The 13,755-nt window shown below is 33.9% G+C and carries 9 protein-coding genes; 2 read left to right on the forward strand and 7 right to left on the reverse strand.

Translation table 11 applies throughout. The annotated features are described in order from the left end of the window. Positions 1-56: 56 nt before the first annotated feature. The 5 genes from EWM59_RS02745 to EWM59_RS02765 form a co-directional block, all read right to left on the reverse strand. Positions 57-1,376, reverse strand: coding sequence for a bifunctional folylpolyglutamate synthase/dihydrofolate synthase (locus tag EWM59_RS02745; protein WP_130019418.1), 1,320 nt, complete (start codon positions 1,374-1,376; stop codon positions 57-59). Positions 1,377-1,468: 92 nt separating this feature from the next. Beyond that, the gene (locus tag EWM59_RS02750; protein WP_130019419.1) at positions 1,469-2,476 is read right to left on the reverse strand and encodes a cell envelope integrity TolA family protein; all 1,008 of its coding nucleotides are present in this window, start codon (positions 2,474-2,476) and stop codon (positions 1,469-1,471) included. An 85-nt stretch (positions 2,477-2,561) separates the two neighbouring features. Then, a complete protein-coding gene (locus EWM59_RS02755) occupies positions 2,562-3,671 on the reverse strand; it encodes an HU domain-containing protein (protein WP_130019420.1) in 1,110 nt (369 codons plus the stop codon). A gap of 39 nt (positions 3,672-3,710) precedes the next feature. Further along, on the reverse strand, positions 3,711-5,405 hold the full coding sequence (locus tag EWM59_RS02760; RefSeq protein ID WP_130019421.1) for a TonB-dependent receptor: 1,695 nt from the start codon (positions 5,403-5,405) through the stop codon (positions 3,711-3,713). 49 nt (positions 5,406-5,454) lie between these two features. After that, on the reverse strand, positions 5,455-8,466 hold the full coding sequence (locus EWM59_RS02765) for a tetratricopeptide repeat protein (protein ID WP_130019422.1): 3,012 nt from the start codon (positions 8,464-8,466) through the stop codon (positions 5,455-5,457). A 270-nt stretch (positions 8,467-8,736) separates the two neighbouring features. Here EWM59_RS02765 and EWM59_RS02770 point away from each other — a divergent pair, with 270 nt between their 5' ends. Next, positions 8,737-10,542 (forward strand): M61 family metallopeptidase, encoded by a 1,806-nt coding sequence (locus EWM59_RS02770; protein WP_262709106.1) that lies wholly within the window; start codon positions 8,737-8,739, stop codon positions 10,540-10,542. Between the two features lie 68 nt (positions 10,543-10,610). On the opposite strand, the gene EWM59_RS02775 is transcribed toward EWM59_RS02770, so the two are convergent. Further along, the gene (locus tag EWM59_RS02775) at positions 10,611-10,853 is read right to left on the reverse strand and encodes a hypothetical protein (RefSeq protein WP_130019424.1); all 243 of its coding nucleotides are present in this window, start codon (positions 10,851-10,853) and stop codon (positions 10,611-10,613) included. Positions 10,854-10,955: 102 nt separating this feature from the next. Here EWM59_RS02775 and EWM59_RS02780 point away from each other — a divergent pair, with 102 nt between their 5' ends. After that, complete coding sequence (locus EWM59_RS02780) at positions 10,956-11,999, forward strand: tetratricopeptide repeat protein (RefSeq protein ID WP_130019425.1); 1,044 nt, start codon at positions 10,956-10,958, stop codon at positions 11,997-11,999. On the opposite strand, the gene menD is transcribed toward EWM59_RS02780, so the two are convergent. Beyond that, positions 11,979-13,706, reverse strand: a complete 1,728-nt coding sequence (gene menD / locus EWM59_RS02785; protein WP_130019426.1) for a 2-succinyl-5-enolpyruvyl-6-hydroxy-3-cyclohexene-1-carboxylic-acid synthase — start codon at positions 13,704-13,706, stop codon at positions 11,979-11,981. The two genes, EWM59_RS02780 and menD, sit on opposite strands and share 21 nt — an antisense overlap. Positions 13,707-13,755: the final 49 nt, after the last annotated feature.

Genomic DNA, 13,755 nt, shown 5'->3' on the forward strand with positions numbered 1-13,755 from the left:
TTAATTAGAATTTATTAAAATTATTAAAAGTATTATTCTTAAAAAAAATATTATGCTTATAGTTCACTTAATTCAGCTACTACAAATGTACTGCCACCTATGTAAATAAAATCCTCTTTTCTGGCAATTTCTCTCGCTTTTTCTAGTGCATCATTCACGCTGAGAATTGAATATCCTTTAAGTCCTATCGACTCAGCAATTTCTATCAAATTCTCAGAGGCCATAGAACGAGGTGAATTTGCCTGACAAAAGAAATAAATCGCCTCTTTAGGAAACAACTGTAAGATTTCTGCTACATTCTTTTCTTTCACAAATCCTAATATAAAATATTTTTGACCCTTAATATATCCAGTCTTTTCTAATTTCTCTATTTGATTTAATACGATATTTAAACCATGTTCGTTATGACCTGTATCACAAACAGTGAGTGGCTTGTCACCTAAAATTTGCCATCGACCTTTTAAACCTGTCAAGGAAACTACATTGGAAATTCCTCTCCTTAAAGCCTCATCGGATATAGTAAATCCTATACCTTTTAATACCTCAATTGATTGAAAAACTCCGGTTAAATTCTTTAGTTGATAATTGCCAATTAGTTGAGACTCTACTGCTTCAAGTCTTATATTACCTTCTCTATCATACACATCAACCATTAAACTATAGTTCCATGATAAAGATGTTCTATTCTCTAAAATTTTGTATTTATCCTCAGCAAAAAAAATTGGTGAATTTTGTTCAATAGCTTTACCAATAAAAACTGGTGCAGTCTCTTGATTTCGCTCTGATATTACAACCGGAGTTTGGTATTTAATAATTCCCGCTTTTTCATATGCAATTTTTGGTAAGGTGTCTCCTAAAATATCCATATGGTCAAATCCAATATTGGTTATGATAGAAAGTAAAGGTTGAATAATATTTGTTGAATCAAGCCTTCCTCCTAATCCGACTTCTATGACTGCTATATCTACGTTCTCTTCAGCAAAAAAACTGAAAGCAAGCGCAACGCTTAATTCAAAAAAAGACGGTTTAAGTGCTTCTATAAAGTCTTTATTTATATTAACAAAGTCTACAACCTTCGCCTTTTCAATAGATTTACCATCTATTCTGAATCTTTCTGTATAGTCTTTTAAATGTGGAGAGGTATAAAGGCCTGTCTTATATCCTGCGCAATTGAGTATGCAGGCCATATAATGAGAAGTGCTTCCTTTCCCATTTGTACCTGCTATATGAATGCTTTTAAATTTGTTCTGAGGATTACCAAGGTGCTCACAAAGGGCAAGTATATTTTCAAAACCCGGTTTATACGCCTTTGCTCCTACTTTATGAAAAACCGGGAGCATGTGGTACAGATAATCAATCGTTTCTTCGTAGTTCATTACAAATAAAAAAAGGTGATAATTAAATCACCTTGTTTGTATTCTGCAAAAATACTAAAGATTTCTAAATATTCGCTTTAGCTTTTCCTTAATTAGTTGCCTGATTGAATATTGATAGTAATAGTTCCGCTTGCTCTTGGTGGTGGTGTCCCTGCCGGAGTCAATACGGAACTTAGTTTTTGTTGGATGTAATTCTTATAAAAGTTTTGCACTGCAGGGCTTACTGTTGATTCAACTACACTAATTCCGACCACATCACCTGAATCATCAACCGTTACTTTAAAAACAATTTTACCCGTTTCACTTGACCCATCATTTGGTAAGGACAATTTCCTTTTATTCCAACCACTTAAACCACCGATCGACGCGCCTGAACCTCCTCCTTTGCCAGGATTACCATACAGGCTTTTTCCGTCAAGTGTCCCTCTTGGGTCTCCTTTATCTCCCACTTCTCCCTTTTTTCCATCACCATTATTGTTGCCACCTATTCCATCTCTGGTACCAATGGTTCCATTTGAATTAGAATTCGAGCCATTGGCACCATTAGAACCTTTTGATCCTTTCTTGAATAATGAACCGTCATCTACAGTTCTTTTAGGAGGTTCTGGTTTAACCGGCTCAGGTTTTGGTGCCTCTGTTTTAGCTTTAGTTTCTACAGGAGTTACTTTTACAACAGGTTTGGTTTCTATTTTCTTTACAGGTTTATCATTCTCTTTTTCTTCAACCGGGCTGTCTTCCTTTGAGGTAATTACAGGTTTAGCCTGTACCTCCTTCACTTTAACCTTTATTGGTTTTTCCGCTACCGGAGGTGGAGTAACCACAGGCTTAACCTTTAGTAGTTTTGCTTCCTCTTGCTTAGCTGCCGGTTTTACATCATAATTATTGGGAGATGGATTTGCTTTATTGGTTGTTTGTATATCTCCACTACCCACCAGATCTATTCCATAATTTAATTCAACACCCTCCGGTTCTTCAAGAGGTGTGTACATTAATTTCAGAAAAAATAAAATGGTTAGAAAAGAACCATAAATAACCAGACTAATAACAAACGCCAAAGGTTGATTCTTTTTATTGTCTTCGGAAAGCGTTGCTGTTTGCATTTATAATATAAATTATTGTTGAACAAGAAAATATAAAAAAACCTGTAAGTGATGCTTACAGGTTCAAAAATATATCGAAAACTCTCTATTTACTCTTAACTATGGCTGGTTTCTCGCCTAACAAGCTCTGATGTCTTTCTGCAATTACCTGAGCCTCTTCAAATGTATCAGATTCAGCAGCAATTACTTTCATAAGGCTGCCAAACTGCACAACTCTTGGTGAAAAACCATTTTTAAGTAAATTCGCACTAAGCTTTTCTACGTTTTCTTTACTTCTAAAAATCCCGGAAACAATTAAATAACGCTTTTCTGTGTTAATTATTGTTGATTTCGTCTCGTCACTCTTTGGTATTTCAGGAAGTTTTTGTTCTTTCTTTGTTTCAGTGATGTTTTCAGTGTTCTTGGTCTCAGTTTTAAGAACTGGAGCAATCTCTTCATTCTTTCCCTCTAAAACCTCCTTCTTATTGAAAACGGGTTTAATAATTTCATACTCAGAAGGAGAAGTTTTATCAGTATCTTTAACTACTTTATTAGCAGACTCTTCTCTTCTTGGAATATAATCTAAAGGATTAAAACTACTTTTTGTGGAGGTTTCGTCACCTTTTGAATTTGAAAACAATACAAAGAACAGGCCTGACGATAACAATAATACTGGCAACGAATATAAAACATAAGTCCACTTTGAATGTGTCCCAGTAGTTGAATAGGAACTATCATGAACAAGCATTTCATCATCATCCGCATCAAAAGTCTTGCTTAATTTATAGTTCTGTTTTTCGACCTTTCTCGGAAAAATGCTATCGAAGCCAAAGCTCTCGCTAAAGAAATTATTTCTTCGGTCAGGGTCAAAAACTAAATTATTTTCTTCGTTTAATGAAAAATCCCCGATTTTTTCAAAATGAAATGATTTCTCATTATCTAATGATGATTTAATTTCAGTTACAAAATTCTGAATAGTTCTTTTTGCTTCATCAATTGTTACACTTTCTCTTCTGGATATATAGGTAGCTAATAGCCCATCATCTTGCTTTAAAATCTCATTGAAAGCAATTCTTTTCTGAGGAGGCATAAGGGAACCGCTGATATCATTAAAACTTGATGGCATATAATTAGCGATAAATGCCCCAAAATTAGGGACAGTTACGTAATCATGCTCATAAAGTAGTGTTCTGATGTATTCTGCAACAGGCTTCATAGGGCTTAACATTATTTGGGGAGCAATCTTTATGCTAAATTAAAATGAAAAATTGACACCTACAAGAAAATTTAAACCTTGTTGCGGATAATATAGAAAACGCTCGTACTTCTTACCTAATATATTATTTAATTTCACGAAAGCAGTAAATTGTGAGCTGAATAAATAATCAAACTCTGCATTAAGATCATAAAATGCTTTGTTCGTCATAAGTTCTTGTGTGGTTGGATTTTTGGCGTATGTTTTGCCAAAATAATACAAATCTAAATTTGCCAACAGTCGGTCTGATACGATTAGAGTATTTCCCCATTTAGCCGTAACTAACGGTCTATGAAACGGTTGTTCAAAACTTCTTCTTTGATAGTGGTTTATATCTGTTTTTATGTAAGTACGCCATATTTCGGCAGGCTGATAGTTTAGTTGAACAACCAAGTTAAAGTACTGAGTTCTTAAACTGTCATATAAAATATTAAATTTAGCTGTATCGCCCAATGCCTCGCCAAAATCAGGCGTATAGTTATTGAAATAATATAAGTTTTTATAATAACCCATCGCTCCTCTGATGTTGAAACTTACCCCAGAACCTAAATCTCCTTTTCCACCGACGTAATACTCCTGACTTTTTTCAGTGTTCATTAATCTCACCTGAGACTTTAAATAAGGATTTTCATTTAACATGCTACCAAGGGTATTTCTTACAATATCTCCATCCATACCAGCAAAGAAATAGAGCAAACTCGGAGATTTATACGTTAATTCAACTGTTGGGAAGCCTTTAGTACGGTTAATCTTTTTAATCTCATCAAATTCATTAACCGCTTTATAACCAATACTGGCACCAAAACTGTTAAAATTAAGTTTAAACGTCGGTTCTACTCTAAAAAGATTTCTTTTGTCCACCTCTAAATCGCTTCTTTGAGTGATAAATGCCTCTGCATCAATTACAGCAACAAATTTTTCATTAATAATCGGGAAATAAGTATTAAAGTTTGAGGCCCAGTCGGTTTCTTGCGCGCCATAAATATTCTTTAGAGACTTCAGGTTAGTTTTCAATGAATAATCAACGCGGGGATTCGGTGCAGTATTTTCGAAGCCAACATTAAATTGCACTATATTTAATATCTGACGAATGTCTTTACGATCTAAATCTTCACGTGGTCTTTGGTAACCATAAAAATAGTATTGGTCTCTGTTATAATTAACACCAGCATTTACCTGAAATTTCTGCGCAATATACTTTCCGGTGATTTCTGCCTTATCATACATATTAGCAGAGTTTTTGTCATCAACTGGCCCTCTCATGGTTGAATTATGGTAGGCATGAACACCGATAATCAAGTTGTTTTCTTGGTTAGAATTTAAAAAAACCTCTCCTAAAATTCGCCCATAATTCCCTGCTCCAATTGTTACATAATTATTATAGCTTTCTGTTTCTTCTTTTTTATTTCCTCCTTCGGGAGCCACCACATTCGGGCTGAATTTTACCTCTTCAACTCCTTTCGGTTTACGGTCAAAAAAAGTATATTTCATCTGTTTTTCATCAGAGCTTGATTTTAAAGGAGGGATTTTTTCAAAAACCCTATTCGCAGGAGGTAGTTCAACTTTTCGGTCTTTGGTAATAATAATATCATCATCTATTTGTGCAAATGATGGTAATATAATAAAACTTAGACCTATAACAAGTAAAAAGAAATTTATGGTTTTTATAGACTTGGTTTGCATCAGGAATTTCATAAAGGAATATTTTAATGTTTTAAAAAATCAGAAAAGCATAAGTAAATCATTACTCTTTATTTTCAATTTCTTTCATTTTTTTCTTGGCAACATCAACGGTTTCTGGGGTTTCTGAATTCTCAATAATTGATTTCAAGGTTGCTTTCGCCATGAAATAATCATTTAATGCAACATAATTATCCGAAATCAGTATAAAACCTTTTTCATACCAATACAAAAACTCCGAAAATTCAGCTGCCAGTTCTTGCAATAATTTAATTGACTCCTTGTATTTCTTCTGACGATAAAGCATTTCACCGATAAAATACTTTGCTTCTGCGCCATTATTGTCTTTGGCCATTGCAATAGTCTTATTAAATTCCTCCTCTGCTTTTACAAAGTCATTTTTTGCCAGATAGGCTTTTCCAATGTATAATTGAGCTTTATTTGATGCCCCCATTACAATATTACCCCCATTGTTGATAATTTCCCTTGCATAATAAATTACAGAGTCTTGATTACCTGAAAAATAATACGCATCAGTTAAGCCTTGCCAGGCATTAATCATATCTCGTTTGTTGGCTGATGAAATAAGCACAGCACGATAATTAGCTATAGCATTTTTATAGTTTTTTGAAGAAGTTTCAATACTGGCGGCTCTTAAAGCTGATTTTGTTACAAAGCTTGTTCGGTTATCGCTTATTACCTGATTATAATACTTTAAGGCATTTGGTTTGTCATTCAGAATATAGTACGAATCAGCTAAATAATACTTAGCCTCATACATACTTGAACTTCCCGGATAATTATTGATAAATTTTATCAGAGCGGCTACGGCATTGCTATATTTTTCATTCAGGTATAGATTTTTAGCTGTTTCGTATTCCAGGTTTTCAACAGAACCGCTACCCGGATTACTTTTTTTATACTCATCTACAATTGAAGAGAACTCTTCAGGTCGCCCTAAAGTGTTGAGCGTTTCCTGCAATCCTAAGAGTGCATTTTCAGCCACATCTGTTTTCCCGTATCTTATTACAATGACTTTATAATCATTTAGCGCAGCTTCATAGTTTTTTAGATTCCCGTACGCCAATGCACGCTTCAATAGAGCTTGTGGAATCAGACCACTCTTGGGGCGCTCCCTAACCATTTTACTTATAAGATTTACAGCACTCTGATAATTACCTTTATCTAATTCTAAAGTCGCATTCTGAAACCAAGCATCATCCACTAATCTTGAATTTGGATATTGGGTTGCTATTCTATCAAAGATTTGAAGAGCTTCTTGATTTCTGCCTAAAAAGGTCAGTGTTAGTGCTTTTTGATACATGGCATAGTCTTTTTCAGTTCTGTTCTCTTTGATGGCTAAATCGTAGTATCTGATTGCTTCTTCGTAATTTTTGATTGCTAAATTACAATCTCCAATTCTTACGATGGCATCTTCATAATTCTGGCGATTTGATTCATCTTTTTTACCTTTAACAAATTCTTTAAAATAATTGGCTGCTTGTCTGTAGTCTTTATTATTGTAATTCAGGTAAGCCAGCGCATATTTACTTTTTTGTTTAAGGGTCTCGCTGGAACTGCTGTTAATAATGTCTTTATAGTAATCGCCAGCCTCTGGCAGTTTAGCTGCATACGATGCCTCAGCTTTCCAGAAAGTGGCATTTTGTTTTAATTCATTATCAATAGGTTGGGTAAGAGATTTTTCAAAATACTGAATAGCCCTTGTATAACGCTCTGCATTAAAATCTAAAACTCCTTGATTGTAGGCAAGTTTCTGATAAGCTGCATTAAGTTTGGGCGACTTCTTTTTTAATCCTTCAATATAAGCTATAGCCTGAGCATAATTATTTGCATCAAACATCACTTCACTCATTACCTCACTTGCTTCATCTTCATATTTGCCGCCCGGATAAGTTTTCAGGTACTGCTCTAATTCTGTGATTCCTTGTTGGCTATTGCCTAAGTCTATGGCTACTTTTGCGAAGTTAAACTGCGCCTCCTCTTGCACAATTTTATCAAAATTGCTATTTTTTGCTCTTTCAAATGCGGCAGAAGCTGCATTTAAGTCATTTGCTTTTAACGAAGAAATACCCAGATAATAAGCAGCTTGTTGACCCAATTCGTTGTTTTGCGCGGCGATTTTCTTAAAATTTTCAATGGCCTTTTCATAGTTTTCTATTTTATAAAGGCTATAAGCGTGTCTGAAAGTAACCTGATTAGAGACAGTTCCTTTTCTAAAAGTCCTGAATTTATCGTAATATTTTGCAGCCTTTACAAAATCGTCTCTGAAATAACAAACCTCTGCAGTAACCAAACACATATCATCTATTTTTCTACCATTTGGTTTTTCAATAATAGGCTCGGTATAGGCCAGAAGTTCATCATATCTTTTCTCAACATAAAGAATATTAGCAATCCAGTTTGGAATTTCTGTTTTATAAGGAGCTACATTTTCCACCTTCTTTAGATCAGACAAGGCGGCATCATAATTAGCATTTTTGTAATTAATCACTCCTGAATAATAATAGGCATGGATGGAATAATCGGAAGCAAGGCTTTTTACTTCATTAAATAAAGGCAGTGCTTTTGTGTAATTATTGGTCTGATAATAAGCTATTGCCAACTTATACTTATACTCTAAAGCTATAGCAGATGAAGAATTAATGTTAATCGCTTTTTCGAGGTATTGAATAGCTCGATTATAGTCTCCGTCAGCATAGAAATAGTTACCTAAATCTCCGTAAATTACTTTTGCCTTCGGGTGGTCTGAGTGATTAACAACGAATCTCTCAATTTCAATATCGGCATCAGGTGCTTTGACATACAATCCTGCCAAAGCCGCATAATATTCTGCATTTGTCAGATTAAATTCATTAGCATTTAATGATTTCTGCGTGGATTTTATGTATTGCCTGAATTCCTCGCGGGAAGGTGCATAAACTTTTTTCTGAAAAAGTTCAATACCTTTATGGTAATACGATTCAGGATCAGTATAAGCAATTGTGTTTTGGGCAAAAGACTGATAGCCCATATTTAGTAAGCCATAGACGGTGGAAATTAAAATCGTCTTTTTCATAGGGTCTGAAATCCCCAACCCCGTGGGGAATAATTTTTAAAGGAGTCAATATTTGGGGTTAGTAATATTGAGTATAAAAGCACTTAAGCCACTTTGAATCAAAGGTAGCTATTGATAATATAAATAAACAATCTAAAAGATAAAAGTTTAAATCAAACAGAATGCCATTTTTGGTAAAGAAGAAAAATTGGAGTAATTTCAAGCAAAAAACGTCTATCTGAAAAAAAAATTGTCTTAATACATCAACAAATCCATTAATCCCCAAACAAAATGATAAAAAAAACGTTTCTCTGCTTTTTTCTATTTTTATTCCTGTCATTTTCTATTTTAAAAGCACAGTCTACCACTATTAATTATTCACTTTCAATGAATGAGCCCTGGACTCATTACTTTGAAGTAACCATGACTTTGAGTAATATTCAGAAAACAAAAGAACTTACTAGAAAGGAGTATGTGGATTTTAAAATGCCTGTCTGGACACCCGGTTCCTATCTGGTGAGAGAGTATGCCAAAAACGTAGAAGGATTTGAAGCAAATGCGGGGGCAAAAAAAGTGAAAGCTGATAAAATTAATAAAAATACCTGGCGAGTTTACTCCGCTGGTGCAGATGAAATTAAAATCAGCTATAAGGTGTATGCGTATGAACTAAGTGTTAGAACAAGTTATTTAGATGATTCACATGGGTATCTGAATGGGGCAAGTATGTTTATGTATGTTCCACAGTTGGCAAAATTTCCATCAAAAATTACAATTAATCCTTATAAAGATTGGAACTCTATTTCTACTGGATTAAAAAAAGTGGTCAATGCAGAAAACACTTTTTATGCACCAGATTATGATATGATTGTTGATAGCCCTATTGAGATTGGCACCCACAAAGTTTTAAATTTTGAGATTCAGAATATTCCTCATTCAGTGGCTATGTACAGTAATGGGCCTTTGGAGTATAACGAAGAGAAAGTTATTGATGCTTATAAAAAAGTTACCCAGGCTGCCTCAACTGTTGTAGGAGAACACCCCTGCAAAGACTATACGTTTATTATCCATCATTTACCTGGTATAGGCGGAGGCCTTGAACATCTTAATTCCACAACCTGTCAGACCTCACCATTTGCGTATACGTCTGATACAGGATTTAAAGGTTTTATGGGTCTGATTGCGCATGAATATTTTCATCTATGGAATGTTAAGCGTATAAGACCGATAGCTCTGGGTCCATTCGATTACGATAATGAGAACTACACCCATATGCTTTGGGTTGCTGAAGGTTTTACCTCATTTTATCAGGAGAATATCCTTCTGAGAGCAGGAATTCTTACCCCCGAAGAATATAAAAGCAAGGTTGCCGCATCAATCAGCGGTATTGAAAACCAACCTGGTCAGAAGGTTCAATCAGTAGCTGAAGCAAGTTGGGATGCCTGGATTAAATATTACCGCCCAAATGAAAATTCTCAAAATAGTACAATATCTTACTATAATAAAGGTGGAGTAATAGGTAGTCTGTTAAACCTTTACATCATAGGAGAAACAAAAGGTAAAAAGTCTTTAGACGATGTTTTTAAATATTTATGGGCGGAATACTACAAAAAACAAGGACGTGGATATAAAGATGATGAGTTTCAGGCAGCTTGCGAAAAAGTAGCAGGGAAAAGCCTGGAAAGTTTCTTTCAGAAATATGTATGGAATACAGATGCTATCGATTATGACACCTATTTCAATTATGTAGGTGTAAAATTAGTAAAAGAATATGATACCAAAACACCATTTTTAGGCGCCAATATAGTGAATAATAAGATAACAACCGTTTTAAAAGGTACTTCTGCCTATGCAGGAGGGTTGAATGTAAACGACGAAATTTTAGAAATAGATGGAATTAAGTATCCGGTTGGAAGCAGCTATATTTCCGGAAAACAGATTGGAGAAACCATTAAAGTTAAGGTCAAAAGATTTGGCAGAGAATTTACTTATGACTTAAAATTGATGCCAAATCCTTCAGCAAGAATCAAACTTGAAAGAGTTGAAAATATATCGGCGGAACAAGAAGAACTTTATAAAAAATGGTTATTCATAAAGTAAGCATGCAAAACATTAAAAAAGTACAATTAAAGAAGTGGCGCAACAACCATATTGCGCCACTTTAATTATTAATCTACCGAATCTAAAATTAAATCAAAGTCTTCCGACATATCTTTGAAACGCTTGATTACTTTTTCCATAAACGAATCACCGAGCATTTCTTCAATTTCATCTTCTCCAGAAACATCGTATTCATTTACTTTATAGGTTTGCTCAAACATACCTGCTTCAAATTTTATGATAAATTTATTGTTCCAGGCATACAAAGATGCTTTACAATAATTATTGGGGATTTCTTTTATAAATTTCATTGTTGTTTATGAAGTTTGTATTTTCTGACACAATTTTACATAAGATTTATCGAATCAGAAAGCAAATGTTAAAATATAAATAGAACTTTTGACACAAATAGAATGAATTATACTTATAATACTTTTAAAACTTTCATTAAATCAATTACATTTAGTACTATTATTTTCTTATTTTCCTGTTCAAGAAAAGAGAAGGACTCAGAATTGTTTTTTATTCAGGGAAATGTAGCGTATAAAAATGGTGATTATGAGAAGGCTATAAAGTATTTTTCAGAAGCTATTGATAAAACTCCGACATTTGCAGATGCCTATAATAATCGTGGTTCTTCAAAACTGGCTAATCAAGATTTAGCCGGAGCAGTATTAGATTTTGAAAAAGCAGTATCTTTAGACAATAATTTTATCTTAGCAAAGTACAATCTGGCTGAAGCCCTTTCAAACACTGATAGATTAGATGAGTCGTTAATTTTATTAAAAGCAATTGAAAGAAAATATCAGGATTCTTCTTTTTACTTTGTTACGCTAAGTAATATTTACATTCAAAAGAATAATTTTTCTGAAGCAAAACAAGTTTTACAAAAAGCATTATCACTAAACTCACAAAATGACAAAGCACTGACTAATCTTGGTTTTATACAATATCAAGAAAAAGATGTGAGTAGTGCAAAGGCAAATTTTGAGAAAGCCATAAAAATAAATCCAAAACAGGATTTTGCTTTAAATAATCTGAGTCTGGTTTATTCGCAAGAAGATAATTTCAATAAAGCTATCGAGTTAGTCAATAAAGCTATTGAATTAAATAAAAATCCGCTTTACGAAAACAATAAAGGTTTCTTTTTACTGAACACCGGAAATTTAACTGACGGGAAAAAGTTAATTGAAAAAGTTTTAGAAAGTAATCAAGAAAATGCCTGGGCAATCAGGAATTTGGGGATTTATGAGTTTTTGAACCATAATCCCCAACAAGCCATTGTTTATTTAAAACAAGCAGATAAGATTGACCCTGATGTGGAGCTTCTAAATTATTATCTTGGAGAAGCAAGTTTTGCTTTAGGCGATAAAGTAAAAGCTTGTGATTATTGGAAGGTAGGTTCCCTATTGAAAGAACATAAATCTATTAACAAACTAACTGAAGTCTGTAAATAATTTTTTATACTTACGAAAAACTTCAGCACTTATCTCTCCATCAACTATTACTTCTAAAAGTTTGGATTGAGTACTCATTTCATAAAATGTTTCAAGCGTTTTTTCTAACTCATCATCAGTTGATGCATATAAATATAAAACTCCGGCATCTTCACAAGTTCGTTTAGCAAAAAATTGTTGATTTGTAACAAAATACTCTTCCAACTCAGTTTGTCTGTTCGGGCCATCAATTATTCTAAAAATGTTCCCTCCCCTATTGTTTAATAGAATTACTCTTAAATTTCCTGGAAGATAACTATTCCATAATCCATTTCTATCATAAAAGAATGATACATCACCGATTAGGCATATAACTAATTTATTAGTTGACAACGCATTACCTACTGCCGAACTAAGTATGCCATCAATCCCACTCGTTCCTCTATTAGCAAAAATTTCAATATTTTTGTTAACTGACAATCCAATGAGATTTGCATATCTGACTGGCATACTATTCCCAAGGTGAAATATCGAATTCTCAGGCAGTTTGTTCGCTACATTTTTTACTATTTTAAACTCTGAATATAATGAATCTAATAAAAAATTAGACAATTTCAACTCAGATTTTTGATTTGCTGTCTGCCATAGGCTAAAATAGTCACTATTTTCCTCATCAAAATCTCCTTCCTTCAATTTCATCATGTCTAAATCACCAAACAAAGTTTCAAAGAAATATTCACTCGAAACTTCAAGTTTGTGGGTCAACGTCTGGAATGGATCAATCAGTTCAACATTTTCCTGAATATGGAAATGATACTTTGGCTTGTACTTTCGAATAAACTGTTTTAAATTTTTTGAAATAATAGACTTGCCACAAGTAATTATTAAATCCGGACGAAGTGATTGTAAAAATGATTCATTCTTAGAAGACAAGAAAACATCATGTGAAGAAATAACATTCTCAAACATCACGTTAGAAATAATATCACTCAAAACCGGAATACCAAATTCATCAGAGATATTATTTAAGACATCAGAGAGTTGAGTATTCTGTTGCTGGCCAACAATAATGAGTTTTTTATCACAGCTTTTCCAGGTCTCATAAAACTTTTCAAAGAATTCTTTCGACAATTTTTTGGAGATTGAAACATTCTCAATAATCCTTACATGCTTATCAAATTTTACAACTTCATGTTCTATTGGGTAGAATGGCTCACGTATAGGGATATTAATATGCACTGGGCCTTGGGGAAAAGACTGTGTAAGATTAATCGCCTCATTGAGTACTCGCTCAATTTGCCAAACAGAGTCCTGATGGGTATAATCAGCGGGTAAATGGAAACTCTTCTTAATATTTCTGCCAAAAATATTTTCCTGATAAATAGTTTGCCCATCATACTGATGAATCCATTCAGGGGGTCGGTCCGCTGTTAGAATCAATAGTGGAATTTCTTGAAAAAATGCCTCAGCTACTGCAGGTGCCAGATTATAGGCTGCTGTTCCTGAAGTGCAAACAATGGCAACTGTTTCATTGGTAATCTGAGCCATACCTAAACCTATAAACGCAGCCGAACGTTCATCACTTATGCTGTAAGTTTTTATGTCAGGATGGCGCACCATTGAAATTGTCAATGCTGCACTTCTTGAACCAGGGCAAAGAATCGCAGTCTTAACATTTTTCTGTGCGCATAGTTCAGCAATATTATGTATTGGTTGTAAAAGAGCCATGGGAGATTACAAAAAAAGGCACGAGAACCGTACCTTTTAATATTAGTCT

Origin of the sequence: Emticicia agri (assembly GCF_004168285.1) — a bacterium.
GTDB lineage: Bacteria > Bacteroidota > Bacteroidia > Cytophagales > Spirosomataceae > Emticicia > Emticicia agri.

What these genes read in the sequence shown, in the direction of transcription:
- EWM59_RS02760 (WP_130019421.1), bottom strand. Translation starts at nt 5,405, where the DNA reads ATGAAATTCCTGATGCAAACCAAGTCTATAAAAACCATAAATTTCTTT.
- EWM59_RS02780 (WP_130019425.1), top strand. Translation starts at nt 10,956, where the DNA reads ATGAATTATACTTATAATACTTTTAAAACTTTCATTAAATCAATTACA.
- EWM59_RS02745 (WP_130019418.1), bottom strand. Translation starts at nt 1,376, where the DNA reads ATGAACTACGAAGAAACGATTGATTATCTGTACCACATGCTCCCGGTT.
- EWM59_RS02750 (WP_130019419.1), bottom strand. Translation starts at nt 2,476, where the DNA reads ATGCAAACAGCAACGCTTTCCGAAGACAATAAAAAGAATCAACCTTTG.
- EWM59_RS02765 (WP_130019422.1), bottom strand. Translation starts at nt 8,466, where the DNA reads ATGAAAAAGACGATTTTAATTTCCACCGTCTATGGCTTACTAAATATG.
- EWM59_RS02775 (WP_130019424.1), bottom strand. Translation starts at nt 10,853, where the DNA reads ATGAAATTTATAAAAGAAATCCCCAATAATTATTGTAAAGCATCTTTG.
- menD (WP_130019426.1), bottom strand. Translation starts at nt 13,706, where the DNA reads ATGGCTCTTTTACAACCAATACATAATATTGCTGAACTATGCGCACAG.
- EWM59_RS02755 (WP_130019420.1), bottom strand. Translation starts at nt 3,671, where the DNA reads ATGAAGCCTGTTGCAGAATACATCAGAACACTACTTTATGAGCATGAT.
- EWM59_RS02770 (WP_262709106.1), top strand. Translation starts at nt 8,737, where the DNA reads ATGATAAAAAAAACGTTTCTCTGCTTTTTTCTATTTTTATTCCTGTCA.